Source organism: Arthrobacter sp. AK01 (genome assembly GCF_021109375.1).
GTDB lineage: Bacteria > Actinomycetota > Actinomycetes > Actinomycetales > Micrococcaceae > Arthrobacter.
Map to the genome: position 1 here is coordinate 152,946 of NZ_JAJOHP010000001.1, position 17,615 is coordinate 170,560.

Here is a 17,615-nt window from a genome sequence, read left to right on the forward strand (position 1 = left end):
ATGAATCCGCTGACCGCACTACTCGAATTGGAAAACCATGAAGCAAATTGCAAGATTACTGTCCACCTCATCGATCATGATCCTTGGCTGCGGCTCGTGGCTCATGACGATCAATATGAGAGGGATGCCCCGTCGCGAAGACCGTGATCGCGGCGACGTCCCAGGTTGGGTCATGATCACACTGATGTCGGCCGTGCTGGTAGCCGGGCTTCTTGCCCTTGCCACGCCGGCACTGAGGGGCATGTTCGAGCAGGCAATGAGCAAGGTAGGCAAGTAGGGAATGCGGTGTACCAGCACCGCGGTTGCGTCGCCCGCCATGGGTGAGCGGCAGGGAGCTGCCGAGGAGCGCGGGTCAGCCATTGTGGACTTCGTCCTGGTAGGGGCGTTATTGACCGTTTTCTTTATGGCGATCGTCCAGCTCACGCTGGTGCTGCATATCAACAACACGCTCATTGATGCCGCAGCTTCCGGCGCGCGCTACGGAGCGCTGGCGGACCGCACCCAGGCGGATGCCCAAGCGCGGACTGCGCAGCTTATCCACGCGGCGTTGAACAGCGATTATTCCAAGGACATTTCCTGTTCCGAGGTCACAGTAGACGGCGTTCGTGCCTTGGAGGTGACGGTGAAGGCACCACTGCCGGTGGTCGGGCTCGTAGGTCCCGGTGGATTGCTGGAGGTGAAGGGGCATGCAGCACTCTCCGGATAAGCCAACCAAGAGAGTGCTGGACGCCTTCCTGCGGAGGCTGAGTGAGGCTCTGTGCCTGCCTGTCGAGGTGGTCGACGGGTTCGGGGACCGCAACCGGACTTGCCAGGCGCAAAAGGGCAGCGCCGTCGTGGAGTTTACTTTCCTGGCGGTGCTGCTCATGGTTCCGCTGGTCTACTTCGTAGTGACAGTAGGCCAGATCCAAGGCGGGTCGTTCGCGGTGGTCGGGGCTGCCGACCAGGCCGCCAAGGTCTTTGTGACCCGCACGGATGCCACGGGTGCAAGGGCTGCAGCTGAGGGCGCCGTCCTCCTGGCCGTTCGGGACTACGGTCATACAGCGAACCAAGCCAGCGTCGATATCGCATGCGATCGAGCGGACTGCTTGTCGGCAGGAGCAAGCGTCACAGTGACCGTGGGCCTGGATGTACCTCTGCCCATGCTGCCGTTCGCAGACTCTCTGCACTTGAACGCCGCCCGACTGAGTGCGTCGTCGACCCAGGTCGTGGGGCGTTACCAATGACATCGCTCCGGCGTCGCGGGTCCAGTCCTCCCGTCGGTGAACCACGCGAAGATGGCCAGATCGGTGTTCTCGTCATTGGCTACGTTGTGTTGGCGCTTCTTCTGGCCACCGTGGTTATGGCTGCTTCGGCGGTCTACTTGGAACATAAGAAGCTGCTGTCATTGGCGGACGGAGCAGCCCTGGCGGCCGCTGACTCTTTTCTGGTGGGGGATATTGGGGCAGGGAGCTTGCCCGCAACTTCGCTGATGGAAGAGCGCGTCAAGGCGACAGCAGGCTCCTACCTCACAGCCAACGGTGCCTTCGGGCGTCATGATCAGCTGGTTCTCACGGCCGGTACAGGAAGCGAACCCGGCGGTACGGCGGTGGTTGTTCTGGCAGCAGTCGCACATCCTCCGGTGGTCAGCTTCCTGTTGCCCGATGGGATCCTCGTTGAGGCCAGGTCCGTCGCCCGGTCTTCCTTGACCCAGTAATGGTCCGGCATGGCAACATGGGTGCCGTCGGGGGAGCGCGGTGAATAGCGTACGCTGGGATGACCATGGCTGAGATAGATTTTCCCGCAGAAATCCGCGCACTTCGCGCAACTTACAGCTCCATCGAGAACGTCACTGATGTTGATGCCCTCAAGGCGGAGATCGCTGAACTGAGCGAGCAAGCCGGCGCTCCGGACCTCTGGGACGACCCCGCTTCGGCCCAGGTGGTCACGTCGCGGCTGTCCCACAGACAGTCGGAAGTTGAGCGCCTTTCCAAGCTTGCCTCCAGGATTGACGACCTCGAAGTCCTGGTGGAACTCGGCCAGGACGAGGGCGACGAAGACTCCATGGCGGAAGCTGCGAAGGAACTGTCGTCAATACGCAAAGCCCTGGCGGAACTCGAAATCACCACACTGTTGTCAGGTGAGTACGACGAACGCGAAGCCGTAGTTACCATCCGAGCCGGGGCCGGCGGCGTTGACGCTGCCGATTTCGCCGAGATGCTCATGAGGATGTACCTGCGTTGGGCCGAACGCCATGGCTACCCCACCACCGTGATGGACACCTCCTATGCGGAAGAAGCAGGCCTGAAGTCCGCTACTTTCGAAGTCAAGGCACCTTATGCCTTCGGTACGTTGAGTGTTGAGGCAGGTACCCACCGGCTGGTCCGTATCAGCCCGTTCGACAACCAAGGACGCCGGCAGACATCCTTCGCTGCCGTCGAGGTTATCCCGCTGATCGAACAGACCGATTCAATTGAGATTCCCGACAACGAAATCCGCGTTGACGTCTTCCGCTCGTCGGGCCCCGGCGGCCAGTCGGTCAACACCACTGACTCAGCTGTGCGGTTGACTCACATTCCCACGGGCATCGTGGTCTCGATGCAGAATGAAAAGTCACAGCTTCAGAACCGGGCCGCTGCCATGCGTGTGCTTCAGTCCCGGTTGCTGCTGGTTAAGAAGGAACAACAGGACGCTGAAAAGAAGGCACTGGCCGGAGACGTCAAGGCGTCCTGGGGTGACCAGATGCGGTCGTACGTTCTTAATCCGTACCAGATGGTCAAGGACCTGCGTACAGAACACGAAGTGGGCAACACCTCGGCAGTGCTGGACGGCGATATCGATGACTTCATTGACGCCGGCATCCGTTGGCGCACGGGCAATCGTAACGCTGCTGCCAACTAAGACCCCGAAAGGCGGGGTCCGGTTCGGACTGACCCTCGGGATTCTGCGACACGCCCCCCAAAGGCCCGGAAACCCGGTCCGTCCGTGCGTATAGTCGAGTGGCCGGTGCTCTCACTTCCCCCATCGAAAGCCCGTGCTCCGGCTGTTGGACTGGGCGACTATGTCATGTCCGGCGGGGTTCTAAAGGGCCATGATCAGATTTGAGAATGTCACCAAGGTCTACGAGCAGAATGCCCGACCGGCGCTCGACTCTGTCAGCCTTGAGATCAACCGCGGCGAATTCACCTTCCTGGTGGGCGCTTCGGGCTCAGGAAAGTCAACCTTTCTGCGACTGATCCTGAAGGAAGACAAAGCCTATTCCGGATCCGTGTATGTTGCCGGCCAGAATGTTGCCAACATTTCGAGCTGGCGCGTCCCCAAGCTCCGGCGCGGCATCGGGGTTGTTTTCCAGGACTTCCGCCTCCTTCCGCAAAAGAACGTGTTCGCCAACGTTGCCTTCGCCATGCAGGTCATCGGCAAGAGCCGCTCAATCATTCGCGAAACAGTTCCTGAGGTCCTGAAAACTGTGGGCTTGGAGGGCAAGGAACGCCGCATGCCCCACGAACTCTCCGGCGGCGAGCAGCAACGCGTGGCGATCGCCCGCGCCGTCGTAAACCGTCCCGGCATCCTGCTGGCGGACGAGCCGACGGGAAACCTGGACCCCATTACGTCGATGGGAATCATGGGAGTCCTGGACAAGATCAACCAGAACGGCACCACGGTAGTCATGGCAACCCACGACGACGACATCGTCAATGAAATGCGCCGCCGCGTGGTGGAGCTCAAGAATGGCAAGGTCATTCGAGACGAAGCCAAGGCCCTATACACGTCGATGATTCCGGTGGTTGGCGAATCGCGTCGGCTGCGGGACGCCAGCGGTGAGGAACTCGACCGTGCACAGGGGGCACAGCTGTGAGGCTTTTGTTTATCCTGGGGGAAATCGGCAGCGGTCTGCGCAGGAATCTCTCCATGGTGATTTCCGTGGTGCTGGTGACGTTCGTTTCCCTGACCTTCGTGGGTGCCGCCGGAATGCTGCAAATGCAGATCAACCAGATGAAGGGCTACTGGTACGACAAAGTCCAGGTGGCCGTCTTCCTCTGCAACGACGGTTCGACGGCGGTTGGTTGCGCTTCGGGTCCGGCCACCAAGGAACAGCAAGCCAACCTTCAGGCGATGCTGGAGTCGCCGGCGGTCAAGCAATACATCAACGATTTCCAGTTCGAATCCCAGGCCGAGGCATACACCCACTTCAAGGAACAGTTCTCCAATTCACCGATTGTGGATTCGGTCTCTGAGGACCAACTGCCGGCATCCTTCCGGATCAACATGAAGAACCCTGAGAAATACCAGATCATCAGCGAGACGTTCTCTTCCCAGCCGGGAGTCGAGACGGTCAGCGACCAGAGGCAGGTTCTGGAACGCATCTTCTCCTGGATGAACGGGGCGTCCGTTGCGGCGATGGGTGTGGCCGTGGTGATGATCTTCTGCGCGGTATTGCTCATCACCACCACCATCCGTCTCTCGGCCTTCAGCCGACGGCGGGAAACCGGAATCATGCGGTTGGTGGGCGCCTCCAAGACGGTTATCCAACTGCCCTTCATCCTGGAAGGTGTCATCGCAGCTGTTGTGGGGGCGGTGTTGGCTTCGGTCACGCTATGGCTGATGGCGCACTTCTGGCTCAACGGCGACTTGTCCACGCAGTTCCTCAACACACCGTTCATTTCCTCCACCCAAGTGCTGGTGATTGCACCGGTGCTGATCGCCCTTGGCGCTGGCCTTGCCGGGATATCCTCGCTTTTGACGCTCCGGCGTTACCTGAAGGTCTAGCGCAATGAAAACTCTGACTCGATTGACAATCATGATCACGACGGAAAAGGACTCCTGATGACCACGTTGGACCCGACATCCCTGCGTCGGCGCCTTGCGTCGGGCAATGCTCGGATTTTAGGTGCAGTCCTTGCTGTGGGTCTGGCTGTCAGTCTCTTGTCGGGCGCTCCCGCGGCGCAGGCCGACAACCTTGAAGACCAACAGGCTGCACTCGAAGCAGAAGCTGCCCGCGTCCAGGCGTCCCTCGAATTTGTGGACGCCAACATCGCCAAGGCCGCCGGCGACCTCGTGATCTACCAAGGCCGCCTTCCAGGGGCGCAGCAGGCCCTGCTTGAGGCCCAAGGCAGGGTGGCCAGTGCGGTCAAGGAAGTCGAGGCATTGGCGGCGAGGGTTGAACTTGCCCAGCAGAACAAGGCCAAGATCACCGAGCAGCTGGAAAGTGATAAGCAGAAAATCACCGACACCAAGAAGCTGATCGGCCAGATCGCGTCACAGGCTTATAAATCCGGTGGCGTCCCGACCAATATTGCCCTTCTGTTCGGGTCCAGCGAGTCCGGCAACCTGACGGAATCCATGGATTTGGCAGACCAGGCCATGCGGAGCCAGAACGCAGCGATGACCAAGCTGACCCAGCAGAACGCCACCAACGTGAACTCGCAGGCGAGGCTGGTAGCTGTCGAAGAGGAGATCCAGGACCTCAAGGCGAAAGCGGATGCTGCGCTGGAACGCGAAAAATCGGCAAGGGACGAGGCTGCGAGCAAGAAAGCCGAAGTCGACAAGCTGATCGAAGACACCACCCGCCTCAACGGGCAACTTCAGGCGGCCAAGCCCGGCATTGAAGCGAACCTTGCCAGGGTGAAGGCCGAACAGGACACCGTTGCTGCCGAGATCGTGGAACGGGACAGGAAACTCAGGGAAGCCTGGGAAGCAGAGCAACGGCGTCTTGCCGAAGAAGCTGCTGCTGCCGCTGCGGCCGCAGCGGCAGCACAGGGGCGGCCTGCGCCTCCGGAGCAGCCCTATGTTCCTCCGGCTGCGGGTTCGCCCTCTGCCTTTGGATTGCGTCACCCGTTCGCAAGCTATGTGCCTATCACCTCTGGATTCGGCTGGCGCGCAACCCCGCCGGGCACCATCGACTTCTACGGTACTGGTGGCTACATGCACACCGGCATCGACTTCGGTGCGGCATGCGGCACACCCGTCTATGCGGCAGCTGCAGGCGAAGTCTTCAACTCAGGCTGGAACTCGGCCGACGGAGGTGGCTGGCGAGTAAAGCTGTCTCACGGTGTTGTCCAAGGGAACTCACTGACCACGATTTACTACCACAACAGCAGCATCGTGGTGGCGAATGGCCAGCGGGTCTCTGCAGGCCAGCTCATCGCATACTCGGGAAGCACCGGTAACTCGACCGGCTGCCACGCGCACTTCGAAACGTGGCTGAACGGCTCCGCAGTGGATCCCATGAACCTTCTCTAGCGTGGGGCCAGCGCGGGGGCCTCGTCGTGCTGGCGTACACTAGTTGAAATCCGCAACTAACAAGGAGTTCTACCGTGCCCAAGGAAAGTGGCCGTAAGGTAGTGGCCACCAATCGGAAGGCCCGGCATAACTACCATGTCCTGGACACCTATGAGGCTGGCATCGCGCTCATGGGGACAGAAGTGAAGTCCCTCCGTGAGGGCCACGCCTCCATGGTGGACGGCTTCTGCACCTTCTACAACGACGAGTTGTGGATGGAGGGTATCCACATCCCTGAGTATCACCAAGGGAGCTGGACCAACCATGCAGCACGCCGGCGTCGTAAGCTTTTGCTGCACCGCGAAGAGCTGGACAAGATCTCGCAAAAGATCCGCGAGTCCGGATTCACTGTGGTGCCGCTGCAGCTGTACTTCCTTGACGGCAGGGCCAAGGTGGAAATCGCCATCGCCCGGGGTAAGAAGGACTACGACAAGCGCCAAACGTTGCGTGAGCAACAGGACAAGCGTGAATCACTGCGTGAGCTGCGGGAACGCAACCGCCGGTAGGCGCCACGCCAATCGCGTCCGGGGAATGTTCCAACGGATGAATGCGTTATGATGGGTAGTCCGACGGGAACTCGACATGATCGATGTGCCGGTCGGGTTTGGTAACAAAATACGGGGATGATCGGTTTCGACGATGTTAGTCGCGACAGGTGAAGCGGGCCGAGGATGCAGAATTATCTCGTAAACGCTGTCTGCAAACCAATAAGTGCCGAATCTAAGCGCACTGACTTCGCTCTCGCTGCCTAAGCAGTAAGACAGTCCGTCAGCCCGGGGTTGCTATCGCCCCGGTTCCTGGCGTCATTTAGATAGCCACTGCTGTTTGCCTTCGTCATTGAGGTAAACGGGACTCTTAGATGACTGGGCCCGGATCAGCCACCTGTTCGCAGGATGGCTGGGGCCGAGAAAATCCGACGCGAACTGCGCCCGGAGAAGCCCTGACAAAACGACATCGGACGGGGGTTCAATTCCCCCCATCTCCACCCCGGAAAGCCCTCGGATCCTCGTGATCCGGGGGTTTTCTTTTGCCCGGGTGCTTGATGAATGCCAGGGGCGCTTAGGCGTTCACCCAGGGCGTACCGACCCCAGGACTACCGGAACCGGCTCAGCGGTTGAACAGGATAGGCGCCGAAACACGGTGGAGCGGTGGCAGGAGGCTTGTGATGAGTACTGAGCCGGAGTTCGAACTGGACGACCCTGATGACGGGCAGGCACTGGATGCCTACTCGAGGATCGTGATTCGCGTGGCCGAGTCAGTGACGCCGCATGTTGCCGCCATCGAGATGACCAGCACCGGACGACGGGGACAAATCCGCATGGGCAGCGGCTCGGCCGTTGTCTTCACCGGCGATGGGTACATGCTCACGAACGCCCACGTAGTGGCAGGAATCCGGTCCGGGCGGGCCGTGTTCGCCGATGGCAAGCACACCGATGTGGAGCTGGTTGGGGCAGATCCGTTGTCAGACCTCGCCGTGGTCCGGGGCGTGAAGTCCACTCCACCGCCAGCGTTGTTGGGCAATGCCGACACGCTGCGGGTTGGGCAGTTGGTCATCGCCGTGGGCAATCCCTTGGGCTTGGCCGGTTCGGTGACCGCGGGTGTGGTCAGCGGTCTTGGACGGTCCGTCCCTGTCCGTGCGGGGGAACACAGGCGTGTCATTGAGGATGTCATACAAACGGACGCCGCCCTGAATCCCGGGAACTCCGGTGGTGCTTTGGCCGACACCAAGGGGCGTATCGTCGGCATCAACACCGCTGTGGCGGGGCTGGGCCTCGGGCTGGCAGTACCGATCAACACGACAACGCAGCGCATCGTCGCCTCCCTCCTGCGGGACGGCCGTGTTCGACGCGCCTACCTGGGTTTGGTGAGCACTCCGATTCCGCTTGATGCCAGTGCCGTAGTGAGGACGGGGCAGAAAGAGGGCCTGCGGGTGGTGGAGGTGATTCCCAACTCCCCAGCGGAGTGGTCCGGACTCCGAGCAGGGGACTTGGTGTTGCGCGCCCAGGGGCGGGCAGTGTCGAGCGCCGAGAGCCTTCAGAAGCTATTGTTCGAGGAAGCCATCGGCGAACCCTTTCCGCTGACAGTGCTCAGGGAAGGAAAGGCCCTGCAGATCATCGCAGTGCCCTCAGAAATGAGCCAACAGCAATGAAGCCTGGCTAGGCCTGGTTCTCCGGAACGTCGACGACGCCGACGAAGCGGCTGCCCACACCTTCGTATTCGCTGCGCACTTCACCCAGGAAGAGCTTGGGAAGGTCGCTGTTCCGATGGGTGCCGCAGTAGACGAATGAAAAGTCAGGCCACCATTTCTTGGGGCGGACGGCCTCGGAGTAGCCACACACGGCACAGGTCAGATGGACCCAGACTGGTCGTTTGCCGGTTCGGTTGGCACGCGACTGAACCAGCCACGCCGGGGGGTTGTCCTGCATTTCGCGGAGTTCGGCCTCTGAAAGCCGGGACGGAATACCGTGGCGTTGGGCCATTTCCATCGAAATATCAAGGGCCAATGCGGCATCACGTCTGCTAATCACCATTCAACGATACGGGACTTCCCGGGCGTAGGCTGTGCTCATGACTGACGCAGCGGCCCTGCTACCCAGTACTCCGCTCCAAAGGCGCGTGCTGGTGGTGGCAATTGTGGCTTCGTTCATCGCCATACTTGATGGATTTGTGGTGAATCTCGCACTCCCCGCCATAGGGCGCGAGCTGGGTGGAGGCTTGGTCATCCAGCAGTGGGTGGTGGATGCGTATCTGCTGACATTGGGTGCACTGATACTGGTGGCCGGTTCGCTGTCCGACCATTTCGGCAGGGCACGGATCCTCGAATGGGGCCTCGCGGGCTTCGCAGCGACATCGGTGTTGTGCGGGCTGGCCTGGACCGGCGAAGTTCTGGTGGTGTCGAGGGCGCTTCAGGGAATTGCCGGTGCCTTGTTGGTTCCGAGTTCGCTCGCCATGATCATCACGTCCTTCTCCGGACCTGCGCAATCCAAGGCCATCGGCCAGTGGTCCGGTTGGACCAGTGCTGCAGCCATCGTCGGGCCCCTGATCGGCGGGATGGCCGTGGACCTTCTCTCCTGGCGTGTCATCTTCTTCATCAACGTCGTTCCGGCTGTCGCCATCTGGCCGATGCTGGCCGGCCTCCGGGCGTCCGACGCAGCGAGGGACAAGAGCAAGCGCATTGACTACCTCGGGGCATTTCTGGCCATGGTGGGCCTCGGCGGCCCCGTATATGCCTTCATCGAGCAAGGCCGCATGGGCTGGGGAAGCATCCAGGTGTGGGTGCCCCTGGCGGTGGGCATTGTGGCCATGGCGCTCTTCCTGGTCCATGAGGCCCGGACGGCGGAGCCCATGCTGCCCCTCAGGCTTTTCGCCATCCGCAATTTTGCTTGGGGGAACCTTGCCACCCTTGCCATTTACGGTGGAATTTCCCTCGGATTCTTCGTACTGGGAATCTATCTGCAGCAAGTTGGCGGCATGGCAGCCACGATGGCGGGCATCGCGCTGCTCCCGGGTACCGTCATCCTCATGCTCAGTGCATCGTATTTTGGCGGCCTGGCCGGAAAATACGGCCCCCGCTGGTTCATGACCGTGGGTCCGCTGCTGTGCGCGGTGGGCTTCCTGCTGTCACTCTCAGTTCAGGAGCCACTGAACTATTGGACCCAGGTGCTCCCGGGACAGATCGTCTTCGGCTTGGGTTTGGCCACTCTCGTGGCGCCTCTCACGGCCGCCATTCTTGGTGCTGTCCCAACCGACGAAGCCGGGATCGGGTCTGCGGTGAACAACGCAGTGGCGCGCATCGCCGGGTTGATCACCATTGCCTTTGCAGGGCTGATCGTGGGCCCGGTCTTTACCCGGCAAGGGCTTTTCAACGCACTGGTGGTAACGGCGGGACTGTTCGTGCTGGGGGCAGTGGCATCCGCCGTCGGAATCCGGAACCCTCCAAAGGAGGCGGCGCCGGCCGCTGGCAGCGAACCGGATGCAGCGTCCGACGACGGCGGGGCGGTCGGGCTGCCCAACTGACCTCATGCGGGGCTCCGGTCACAGGGCGGGCAGGACGCAACCTTCATGGACTTCAGCGCTCTGAACCCAAAGGGCAGACGCTACTTCATCGGCGAGATCGAACTCGCGGCCTTGGGCTCCGGTTCCGATCCTGACTACGAGTGCACCACCGAACGGTTTGCGTCCGACGACTTCAACCGGAGCGTCCAAGGAAATTTCTTCGGCTGCCAGGTACCTGAGGAGATCGGGGTTTTCATCGCTGATCCGGGTGATACGGCCGGAGTGGCCCTGGTCCAGTTCGATCATGCGGTAGGCGTGCGGCAATTCAACGGAGCCATCTGCCGAAGGAATGGGGTCCCCGTGCGGGTCCCTGGTGGGATGGCCAAGTTTGGCAGACATCCGCTCGATGAAGGTGTCTGACACCGCGTGCTCCAGCATCTCGGCTTCATCGTGGACCTCGTCCCAGCTGTACCCGAGTTCTTCCACCAAGTAACTCTCAATAAGGCGGTGTCGTCGGACCATGGAGAGGGCAAGGCGCATGCCTTCGGGAGTCAACCTGATGGCGCTGTAGGGCTGGTGGTCCACCAAGCCTTGGTCCTTGAGCTTGCGGACCATCTCAGACACTGACGAGTTGGCCACACCCAGGCGCTGGGCAAGCTGGGAGGACGTAATCGGCTTGTCTTGCCACTCCGTGTAGGAGTAGATGACCTTGACGTAGTCCTCGATCGAGGAGGAGGGCGTACTGGTCTTCACAACCCAAGCCTACCGTGGCAGGGCGCGGTGAACCTTGACCGCCCGCCAGGTTTGCGTCACGTAGGGCAACTGGACGGTCCCCCCTGGCGCGTGCGCAAGGTGGTCGTACAGATACCACTCGAGGTTTCCCATGACTTTCGCCCGCGTTGCTTCGTTGGCCCGGAGGTAGTAACTGCGCGACTTGGTCAGCTCCATGATCTCTTCGGGCGTGGTGGGGTCCGCCCACGCCGTGAGGTTGCTCTGCAACCCGGCGAACTCCGGACCGATGGCAGGCCGGAAGCCAGGTTTGTGGACATCTCCGGCGTGCATGATGCGCGAAAGCCTGTGGACCCACGGAACCGACGTATCCAACTGGTTCCAGATCAGTCCCAGGATTCCCTGCGGGCGCAGGATCCGGGAGATTTCGGTGCTGGCGGGGAGGGGGTCGCACCAGTGCCAGGCCTGGGCAACGCTGACGACGTCGAATGCTGAGTCCGCCAGCCCAGTTGCCTCGGCCGTACCCTCCACTGCGCTGACCTGCGGATACCTCTTCCGCAGTTGTTCCAACATGTCAGTGGAAGGATCGACGGCGGCCACCTCAAGTCCGCGTTCGAGGAGGAGGGCAGTGAACTTTCCGGTACCTGCTCCAATGTCCGCAGCTGTCTCTGCTCTATCGGGAAGGAGCCACGTCAGGGAGTCTGCGGGGTAGCCGGGCCGCACGCGATCATAGTGCTCACCGCCGTCTTGAAAGCTCTGGCCGAGTTCTTGCCGACGTGTGGCATGGAGTTTCGGACCGCGCGGTCCAGCCGGTCCGGGAATGCCGGGCTGTCCGTTTGATGGAGCCGGAGAACGCAATGCCACGCAAAGACTCCTTCACAGGGTCGCCAAAATATACCCTACGAATTTACCGCAGCAGCGGGAGAGCTTGGATCTCGGGGTTAGCCGCGTCCCTGGTCCACGGTGGGGTTCTAGTCCACGGTGCAGGGAGCAGCGCCGGCAGTGCCGGGTGTGTTGGGAGCCCATTCCGGGTAGGTTCGGTGGTCATTGGCAGGTACCCAGCGGCCCTCGTCCACCACGTAGTCCCAACCCAGCCCGTTGCGCTTGAGTTCATCGATGCCTGCCAGCAGCCTCGTGGCGTCCTCCAACCGGGAGCCGACGCCAAAGCTGGCACGCAAGGAGCCTGAGGGCAGGCCGAGCCGCTTGAGCAGGGGGTGGGCGCAGAAGCGTCCGTCCCGGAGACCAACGCCGTGCTCCGCCGCCAGATACGCGGCGACCAACCCGGCGTCGAATCCTTCCACGGAGAAATTGACGACGCCAATGGTGTCTTCGGAGTCGCTGAAGATCCTGTGGACCGTCACGCCATCGATGGCCTCCAGGCCGTCCACCAGGTAGGAACGGATGGCTGCTTCATGGGCGTGCCACGCCTCTTGGTCCAGTCCGGCGAGGACCTGCGTGGCGCGGGCGAGGGTTGCCGCACCCAGGACGTTGGGCGAGCCACCCTCGTGGCGGGCGGGACCGGTTGCCCAGCTGACGGAGTCCAGGCGGGCTTCACGGACGGCCCCGCCGCCGGCCAGGTGCGGCGTTCCGGCGTCGAGCCAATCCGGGCGACCAACCACGACACCAGCGCCGAACGGTGCGTACAGCTTGTGTCCGGAGAAGACGATGTAGTCGACGTCCGCCTCGGTGATGTTGATCCGGCGGTGCGGTGCGAGCTGGGCCGCGTCCACCACGATACGGGCGCCGTATTCGTGGGCCAGGGAAGCTAGTTGCGCGATGGGAAGGATTTCGCCGGTGACGTTCGAGGCACCTGTCACGGCAAGCAGGCTTACTCCGCCCTGGGCCAACTCCGTGCGGAGCCTGTCCAGTGTTGCTGTCAAGGTAGACGCTGCGACGACGCTGCGGTGCGGGACACCCTGCCATGGAAGGAGGTTGGCGTGGTGTTCGATGTCCAAATACAGGACTTCGCCCGTCGGTAGGCTGTCAACCTGCGGGAGGCATCCCGCGAGAAGATTCAAGGAGTCGGTGGTATTACGGGTGAAGATCACGGAGTCGTCGGGGCGTCCTCCGACGAATTCACGGACGATGTTCCGCGAATTTTCGTAGACAGACGTGCTGATCTGGGACGCATAACCCGCACCGCGGTGAACGCTCGCATAGTACGGCAGGACTTCGTTGAGGTATGCAGAAACGATGGTCAGGGCAGGCGCCGATGCTCCGTAATCGAGGTTGGCGTACCGAACATGCCCGCCCTGGATCAGCGGAGCCTGTAACTCTGCACCCGTGACTGCGGAGAGCGGCCTTGAAGCGGCGGCAGCCTGCGCCGGGGTTTCTTCGGCAAGAGAAGGAATGATGTTTGAGTCGAACGTGACAGTGCTCATGGGACCTCACTCAAGAGGGACCCCCATAGGGGGATCCGCGCTTGCCGCATCCGTTCCGGACCGGCCGGGTCGTCACCCGGGGCACCCCACCGCGAATGGAGGGTTGCCGGCCAGCAAACCGGGGTTTAGCGCTGGCACTCGTGACCTGTAAAAAGGTTAGGGCACTGCCCGGGACCGCTCCAAAGCTGATTCGCATTGTTAAGCGCTTTGTTACGTCGGTGGCCGAATGAGGTGATCCGGCGAAGAAAAAACGGCGGACACCCCCAAAGGGGGGAATCCGCCGTCGAAAATTCGGAAAACGCGCGCGGCCGCGACCGTCCGCAACTGTGCCTTAGAGGAGGTCGTCCAGCCCCGGGTTGAGCCGTTTGAGGACCTCGGAGTGCAGGATCGAGTTGGTGGCCAGGGCGTTGCCGCCGAAGGGGCCGTCTTCGCCTTCCAAGGAAGTAAAACGGCCACCGGCCTCGGTAACGATCGGGACGAGTGCTGCCATGTCGTAGAGGTTCAACTCCGGCTCGCAGGCGATGTCCACGGCGCCTTCGGCCACCAGACAGTAGGACCAGAAGTCACCGTAGGCTCGGGTTCGCCAGATGTCTTCGGTGAGCCCCATGAACTCGTCGAGGTTTCCTCGCTGCTTCCACCCGGACAGGCTTGAATACGACATCGAAGCGTCGGCCAACCGGGAAACGTTCGAGACCTTCAGGCGCGTAGCGGACGCGAGGGAGCGGCCCATGTAGGCGCCCATGTCCTTGGCCGCCCACCAGCGCTTGCCCAATGCCGGTGCGCTGACGACGCCGACAACAGGTTCTCCCTCGTCAACGAGGGCGATCAACGTTGCCCAGACCGGCACGCCGCGGACGAAGTTCTTGGTCCCGTCAATGGGATCTATGATCCAACGCCGTGAGCCATGGCCGCTGCTGCCAAACTCCTCGCCCAGGACGGCGTCCCTCGGCCGGGAGCGGGACAGCTGACCCCTGATTGCTTCCTCAGCGGCCTTGTCGGCATCGGTGACTGGTGTGAGGTCTGGCTTGGTTTCGATCTGCAGGTCCAGTGCCTTGAAGCGGTCCATGGTCTGGGCGTCGACTGAATCAGCGAGGACGTGGGCAAGGCGCAGGTCATCGTTGTAGGTGGAAACGGGATGGGTCATGCCACCAAACTATCCTGAATCATCAGCTGCGGTGGGGACGTGGCGCCGTAAGGATCAGTTGACGGTGCCCAGTTCCTTGGCCTCTTTGGCTTCAAGCCGGGGGTCCGCACCCAGCAGGCGGCGCAAGGAAGCCAGCCGGGCCACACCGGAGGGCCCTGCATGGCCTTCGTTCACCCAGGGATCCAGGCCGCAATTGATGGCTGTGGCGTCATGCTTGCAGCCACGCTCGCAGGCTTCCGTGCCGGGCTCAAGGTCAGGGAACGAATGCAGGATCCGGTCCGGATCCACGTGCGCAAGACCAAAGGAGCGGATGCCGGGGGTGTCGATGATCCAGCTGCCGGACGGGGCATCGGCAAGTTTCAGGGCCAAGGCAGACGACGAGGTATGCCGTCCACGGCCCGTCACGGCATTGACGCCGCCCGTGGCTCGTTCCGCCCCCGTCAAAGCATTGACCATGGTGGATTTGCCGACGCCTGAGTGGCCGAGCATGACGGTCACCTTGCCGCCGAGGTGGGAGCGCAGCTGGGCCACGGCGTCCCTGTCCAAACGTGCTGATAATCCGTCATCCGAACGCGCGTCAATACCGCTGGCTTCAGTGTCCGCTGTGCGGCTGATGATCACGGGGAAGTCCAGGCTGAGGTAGTTGGCGAGCAATTCCGCCGGATCCTTGACGTCCGCTTTGGTGATGAGCAGCAGCGGCTCTATGCCGGCGTCGTACGCTGCCACCAAGGCGCGGTCGATGAACCCGGTGCGCGGTTCGGGGTTGGCGGCAGCAACAACCACCACCAGCTGATCGGCGTTGGCCACAACCACCCGTTCGATGGGGTCAGTGTCGTCGGCGCTGCGACGCAGCAGGGTGCGGCGTTCTTCAACACGGACCAGCCTTGCAAGCGTGTCCGGGGCGCCGGAGACATCACCTACCAAGGCGACGAAATCGCCGGGGACCACGGGGTTCCGCCGCAGTTCACGGGCGCGGGCGGCGATAATGACGCGTTCATCCGCGGAATCTTCGTCCACAATGGCCCTGTAGCGCCCGCGGTCCACGGTGATGATCCGGCCAATAACGGCGTCATCATGGCTTGGCCGGTCCTTGGTCCGGGGCCTTGATCCTTTTTTGTTGGGGCGGATCCGGACGTCGGATTCGTCCCAGGAGCGTGCATCGCGGCCCATGGTCAGTTGCTGGCCTCGTCCGTGCCGGCGGATTCGAGCATACTTGCCCAGATTTCAGGGAACTCCGGCATGGTCTTTGACGTCGTGGCGATATCTTCCACGTGGACGCCTTCGATCGCGAGTCCGAGGATGGCACCCGCAGTGGCCATGCGGTGGTCGGCGTAGCTGTGCACCACACCGCCGTGCAAGGCCGCGGGGCGGATAATCAAGCCATCGGCGGTTTCTTCGGAGTCTCCACCCAGGGCGTTGATCTCAGCGACAAGCGCAGCAAGCCGGTCCGTTTCGTGACCACGGAGATGGGCAATGCCCGTCAGCCGCGAGGGGCTTGCGGCAAGAGCGCACAAGGCCGCAACAGTGGGAGCGAGTTCGCTGGTTTCGTCGAAGTCGGCTCCGAGGATCGCCGGCCCGCCGGTCACGCTAAGGGTCCCGTCCGCCAAGGTGACCTCGGCCCCCATAGTGGCGAGGATCGTCCTCCACATATCGCCGACCTGGGTGGTGCTGGCCGGCCAGTTGGGGATGCGGACGGTTCCCTGCGTGGCCAACGCTGCGGCCAGGAACGGCCCCGCATTTGAAAGATCCTGTTCGATCCGTTGGTCAAAGGCCTTGATGGAGCCGGGGGAGACCCGCCAATGGTTGGGCACGGAGTCGTCCACGGAGACTCCGACACTTCGCAGGACCTCCACGGTCATGGTGATGTGGTCGAGGCTGGGTACCGGCTTTCCGACGTGCTCCAAGTGAAGCCCCTCGGTAAACCGTGCGCCCACCAGCAGCAAGGCGGAGACGAACTGGGACGAGGCGCTGGCGTCGATCACCAAGTGGCCGCCGCGGACCTCGCCGGTGCCTTCCACTGTGAACGGAAGGGCCGACGGCGTCCTGCCGCCTTCCGCTGCCACGGGAACGCCGAGGGCGATCAACGCCTCGATGATGGTTCCCATGGGCCGGTTGCGGGCATGTGGATCTCCATCGAAGACGGTGGGCCCGTTGCGCAATGCCGCGAGGGGAGGCACGAAACGCATGACGGTTCCAGCCAGGCCGCAGTCGATGGCAGTTTCCGAGCCCGAGGCTGCAGGATCCATGGGCGTTATCTCAAGGTCCGGACCGTAGTCGCCGTCACCGGGGACCTCCGTGACGGTGGCGCCCAAGTGCCGCAGGGCCTGGATCATGAGTGCGGAGTCACGGGAATGCAGGGGAGCGCGTAACCTCGAGGGGCCATCCGCCAAAGCCGCCAACACCAGGAACCGGTTGGTCAGCGACTTTGAACCAGGCACCGTCACCGTGGCGTCCACTGGCCCCTTGGCGTACGGGGCCGGCCAGAGTGGCAGCGCGGCGGCTTCGGTCGATCCTGTGTTTGCGGCGGTGGTACCTGTCATGCTTCCTTATGCTCCAACTGCGTTGTCTACGGCCTTGCGTACTGCTTTGTCTGCCCGCTTGATCTGCTTGCCCGTCACCTTTTTGGCATCGGCAGCCAAGTGCTCTGCGCGCCAGGCGATGCTCGGACGTCCGTCGGTATCAACAGAGGCAAGAAGGACTCCGCCCGTCAGGGAAATGTTCTTCAACAGCTGTGCCTTACGGGCGCTCCGGCCCTCCTTGGTGCTGATATCGGCCGAACGCCATTCGACGTAGGAGTTCAAAGCCGACGTCACAGCCAGCACAGTGGCGGCGAAACGGGAAAGCTTTCCCAGTCCAAGCAATGCTCCGGCGCCCAGCTGTGCTCCACCGATGAGGCGCGCGAGGGTCTTCTCATCGGCCTTGAAAGGGAGGGATTCGGAGGCGCGTCGTAGGACGGGGGAGAGCTGCTTGGCGGTGTCGTCCGCGTTCCTGAGCTTGTCCAGACCTGCGACGACGAAGCTGGACGCGAGCATGGGACGGGCGAGAAAACGGATAACAGACATGTCTTGCCTCCTGGGTGGCTTGCCACACGATGTCAATGAGTGTTGTGT

19 protein-coding genes, 1 other RNA gene and 1 riboswitch are annotated in these 17,615 nt (G+C 62.2%); of the genes, 12 read left to right on the forward strand and 8 right to left on the reverse strand.

The genetic code is table 11. The features are described 5' to 3' along the window. Positions 1 to 37 precede the first annotated feature (37 nt). From LN996_RS00650 to LN996_RS00700, 11 genes are all read left to right on the forward strand, one after another. Positions 38 to 277 carry a hypothetical protein gene (locus LN996_RS00650; RefSeq protein WP_231338305.1) on the forward strand — a complete coding sequence of 80 codons (240 nt, stop codon included), beginning with the start codon at positions 38 to 40 and terminating at the stop codon, positions 275 to 277. A 39-nt stretch (positions 278 to 316) separates the two neighbouring features. After that, positions 317 to 706, forward strand: coding sequence for a TadE/TadG family type IV pilus assembly protein (locus LN996_RS00655; RefSeq protein ID WP_231338303.1), 390 nt, complete (start codon positions 317 to 319; stop codon positions 704 to 706). Next, positions 687 to 1,223 (forward strand): hypothetical protein, encoded by a 537-nt coding sequence (locus LN996_RS00660; RefSeq protein ID WP_231338278.1) that lies wholly within the window; start codon positions 687 to 689, stop codon positions 1,221 to 1,223. The genes LN996_RS00655 and LN996_RS00660 overlap by 20 nt, the downstream gene beginning before the upstream one ends. Next, entirely contained in the window at positions 1,220 to 1,693 is a 474-nt protein-coding gene (locus LN996_RS00665; RefSeq protein WP_231338279.1) for a pilus assembly protein TadG-related protein, read from the forward strand. The genes LN996_RS00660 and LN996_RS00665 overlap by 4 nt, the downstream gene beginning before the upstream one ends. Positions 1,694 to 1,758: 65 nt before the next feature. After that, positions 1,759 to 2,877 carry a peptide chain release factor 2 gene (prfB, locus tag LN996_RS00670; protein ID WP_231338280.1) on the forward strand — a complete coding sequence of 373 codons (1,119 nt, stop codon included), beginning with the start codon at positions 1,759 to 1,761 and terminating at the stop codon, positions 2,875 to 2,877. A 190-nt stretch (positions 2,878 to 3,067) separates the two neighbouring features. Continuing rightward, a complete protein-coding gene (ftsE, locus tag LN996_RS00675; protein WP_231338281.1) occupies positions 3,068 to 3,832 on the forward strand; it encodes a cell division ATP-binding protein FtsE in 765 nt (254 codons plus the stop codon). After that, entirely contained in the window at positions 3,829 to 4,743 is a 915-nt protein-coding gene (gene ftsX, locus LN996_RS00680; protein WP_159707478.1) for a permease-like cell division protein FtsX, read from the forward strand. The genes ftsE and ftsX overlap by 4 nt, the downstream gene beginning before the upstream one ends. A 57-nt stretch (positions 4,744 to 4,800) precedes the next feature. Then, the gene (locus tag LN996_RS00685; protein WP_231338282.1) at positions 4,801 to 6,216 is read left to right on the forward strand and encodes a M23 family metallopeptidase; all 1,416 of its coding nucleotides are present in this window, start codon (positions 4,801 to 4,803) and stop codon (positions 6,214 to 6,216) included. A 74-nt stretch (positions 6,217 to 6,290) separates the two neighbouring features. Next, complete coding sequence (smpB, locus tag LN996_RS00690; RefSeq protein ID WP_026540087.1) at positions 6,291 to 6,761, forward strand: SsrA-binding protein SmpB; 471 nt, start codon at positions 6,291 to 6,293, stop codon at positions 6,759 to 6,761. A gap of 113 nt (positions 6,762 to 6,874) precedes the next feature. Then, positions 6,875 to 7,243: a transfer-messenger RNA gene (ssrA, locus tag LN996_RS00695) on the forward strand. Between the two features lie 177 nt (positions 7,244 to 7,420). After that, positions 7,421 to 8,404, forward strand: coding sequence for a S1C family serine protease (locus LN996_RS00700; protein WP_231338283.1), 984 nt, complete (start codon positions 7,421 to 7,423; stop codon positions 8,402 to 8,404). 7 nt (positions 8,405 to 8,411) lie between these two features. Here the strand turns inward: LN996_RS00700 and LN996_RS00705 are convergent, their stop codons facing one another. Then, on the reverse strand, positions 8,412 to 8,786 hold the full coding sequence (locus LN996_RS00705) for a hypothetical protein (protein WP_231338284.1): 375 nt from the start codon (positions 8,784 to 8,786) through the stop codon (positions 8,412 to 8,414). 37 nt (positions 8,787 to 8,823) lie between these two features. Here LN996_RS00705 and LN996_RS00710 point away from each other — a divergent pair, with 37 nt between their 5' ends. Next, positions 8,824 to 10,272: an MFS transporter gene (locus LN996_RS00710; protein ID WP_231338285.1), complete on the forward strand. Its 1,449-nt coding sequence runs from the start codon at positions 8,824 to 8,826 to the stop codon at positions 10,270 to 10,272. 18 nt (positions 10,273 to 10,290) lie between these two features. On the opposite strand, the gene LN996_RS00715 is transcribed toward LN996_RS00710, so the two are convergent. The 7 genes from LN996_RS00715 to LN996_RS00745 all read right to left on the reverse strand — a co-directional run bounded on the left by LN996_RS00715 (position 10,291) and on the right by LN996_RS00745 (position 17,567). Beyond that, positions 10,291 to 11,004 (reverse strand): metal-dependent transcriptional regulator, encoded by a 714-nt coding sequence (locus tag LN996_RS00715; protein WP_231338286.1) that lies wholly within the window; start codon positions 11,002 to 11,004, stop codon positions 10,291 to 10,293. A gap of 9 nt (positions 11,005 to 11,013) precedes the next feature. Next, positions 11,014 to 11,838: a class I SAM-dependent methyltransferase gene (locus LN996_RS00720; RefSeq protein WP_231338304.1), complete on the reverse strand. Its 825-nt coding sequence runs from the start codon at positions 11,836 to 11,838 to the stop codon at positions 11,014 to 11,016. Between the two features lie 113 nt (positions 11,839 to 11,951). After that, on the reverse strand, positions 11,952 to 13,361 hold the full coding sequence (locus tag LN996_RS00725) for an aminotransferase class V-fold PLP-dependent enzyme (protein ID WP_231338287.1): 1,410 nt from the start codon (positions 13,359 to 13,361) through the stop codon (positions 11,952 to 11,954). 32 nt (positions 13,362 to 13,393) lie between these two features. Beyond that, a riboswitch (SAM riboswitch) is annotated at positions 13,394 to 13,507 on the reverse strand. A 185-nt stretch (positions 13,508 to 13,692) separates the two neighbouring features. After that, a complete protein-coding gene (hisN, locus tag LN996_RS00730; RefSeq protein ID WP_231338288.1) occupies positions 13,693 to 14,505 on the reverse strand; it encodes a histidinol-phosphatase in 813 nt (270 codons plus the stop codon). Between the two features lie 54 nt (positions 14,506 to 14,559). Then, positions 14,560 to 15,675, reverse strand: coding sequence for a ribosome small subunit-dependent GTPase A (locus LN996_RS00735; RefSeq protein WP_231338289.1), 1,116 nt, complete (start codon positions 15,673 to 15,675; stop codon positions 14,560 to 14,562). A gap of 2 nt (positions 15,676 to 15,677) precedes the next feature. Next, complete coding sequence (aroA, locus tag LN996_RS00740) at positions 15,678 to 17,045, reverse strand: 3-phosphoshikimate 1-carboxyvinyltransferase (protein ID WP_231338290.1); 1,368 nt, start codon at positions 17,043 to 17,045, stop codon at positions 15,678 to 15,680. A gap of 6 nt (positions 17,046 to 17,051) precedes the next feature. After that, a complete protein-coding gene (locus LN996_RS00745) occupies positions 17,052 to 17,567 on the reverse strand; it encodes a DoxX family membrane protein (RefSeq protein ID WP_231338291.1) in 516 nt (171 codons plus the stop codon). Between the last annotated feature and the right edge of the window lie 48 nt (positions 17,568 to 17,615).

Coding starts and splice junctions, on each gene's coding strand:
- LN996_RS00650 (WP_231338305.1), top strand. CDS start 38: ATGAAGCAAATTGCAAGATTACTGTCCACCTCATCGATCATGATCCTT.
- LN996_RS00655 (WP_231338303.1), top strand. CDS start 317: ATGGGTGAGCGGCAGGGAGCTGCCGAGGAGCGCGGGTCAGCCATTGTG.
- LN996_RS00660 (WP_231338278.1), top strand. CDS start 687: ATGCAGCACTCTCCGGATAAGCCAACCAAGAGAGTGCTGGACGCCTTC.
- LN996_RS00665 (WP_231338279.1), top strand. CDS start 1,220: ATGACATCGCTCCGGCGTCGCGGGTCCAGTCCTCCCGTCGGTGAACCA.
- prfB (WP_231338280.1), top strand. CDS start 1,759: ATGGCTGAGATAGATTTTCCCGCAGAAATCCGCGCACTTCGCGCAACT.
- ftsE (WP_231338281.1), top strand. CDS start 3,068: ATGATCAGATTTGAGAATGTCACCAAGGTCTACGAGCAGAATGCCCGA.
- LN996_RS00685 (WP_231338282.1), top strand. CDS start 4,801: ATGACCACGTTGGACCCGACATCCCTGCGTCGGCGCCTTGCGTCGGGC.
- LN996_RS00700 (WP_231338283.1), top strand. CDS start 7,421: ATGAGTACTGAGCCGGAGTTCGAACTGGACGACCCTGATGACGGGCAG.
- LN996_RS00705 (WP_231338284.1), bottom strand. CDS start 8,786: ATGGTGATTAGCAGACGTGATGCCGCATTGGCCCTTGATATTTCGATG.
- LN996_RS00710 (WP_231338285.1), top strand. CDS start 8,824: ATGACTGACGCAGCGGCCCTGCTACCCAGTACTCCGCTCCAAAGGCGC.
- LN996_RS00725 (WP_231338287.1), bottom strand. CDS start 13,361: ATGAGCACTGTCACGTTCGACTCAAACATCATTCCTTCTCTTGCCGAA.
- hisN (WP_231338288.1), bottom strand. CDS start 14,505: ATGACCCATCCCGTTTCCACCTACAACGATGACCTGCGCCTTGCCCAC.
- LN996_RS00735 (WP_231338289.1), bottom strand. CDS start 15,675: ATGGGCCGCGATGCACGCTCCTGGGACGAATCCGACGTCCGGATCCGC.
- aroA (WP_231338290.1), bottom strand. CDS start 17,045: ATGACAGGTACCACCGCCGCAAACACAGGATCGACCGAAGCCGCCGCG.
- LN996_RS00745 (WP_231338291.1), bottom strand. CDS start 17,567: ATGTCTGTTATCCGTTTTCTCGCCCGTCCCATGCTCGCGTCCAGCTTC.